Source organism: Stenotrophomonas sp. SbOxS2 (assembly GCF_013416715.1).
Taxonomy (GTDB): domain Bacteria; phylum Pseudomonadota; class Gammaproteobacteria; order Xanthomonadales; family Xanthomonadaceae; genus Stenotrophomonas; species Stenotrophomonas lactitubi.
The window spans coordinates 1-817 of sequence record NZ_JAAVXD010000025.1 but is presented as its reverse complement, the minus strand read 5'-3'; the positions used below and the strand labels follow the sequence as shown (position 1 = coordinate 817).

1 pseudogene is annotated in these 817 nt (G+C 59.9%); it reads left to right on the top strand.

The window, feature by feature from the left end:
- A pseudogene (locus HFK18_RS21630) lies at positions 1–817 on the top strand (IS3 family transposase); the annotation flags it as partial.

Sequence of the window (817 nt, the reverse complement as noted above, 5' to 3'; positions counted from 1 at the left end):
TTGATGTTCTGACTTCGCAGGGCAAATCGGTTGCGGAAGCGGTCCGATCGATAGGTGTGACGGAAGTTACATATTATCGTTGGCGGTCGGAATACGGAGGCCTGAAGGGCGATCAGGTCAAGCGGCTGAAGGAACTTGAGACGGAGAATGCGCGGCTTCGGCGCGCCGTCTCCGACCTGACCCTGGACAAGATGATCCTGGCGGAAGCTGCGCGGGGAAACTTCTAAGCCCCGCACGTCGCCGGGCCTGCGTGGATCATGTTGTTGCCGAGCTTGGCGTCCGCGAACGACGGGCGTGCCGGGTTCTTGGTCAGCACCGCTCCACGCAGCGCAAGGTTCCAACGACACCGGATGATGAAGCGGCTTTGACTGCCGACATCATCGCGCTTGCCATCCAATATGGCCGCTACGGTTATCGCCGCATCACGGTGATGCTGCATCGTGCGGGCTGGGTGGTGAACGTCAAACGGGTCGAGCGGATCTGGCGGCGTGAGGGGCTGAAGGTTCCGCAAAAGCAGCCCAAACGAGGCCGTCTGTGGCTGAATGACGGTTCCTGCATCCGGCTGCGGCCGGAGTATCCCAACCATGTCTGGTCCTACGACTTCGTCGAAGATCGCACCCACAACGGAAGGAAATTCCGCATGCTCAACGTGATCGATGAGTTCACAAGGGAATGCATCGCAATCAAGGTGAGCCGGAGGTTGAAGGCCGTCGACGTGATCGACGCTCTGTCCGACCTGTTCATCCTGCGCGGCATCCCTGGCCACATTCGATCCGACAATGGCCCCGAGTTCATCGCCAAAGCCTTGCGTGAATGG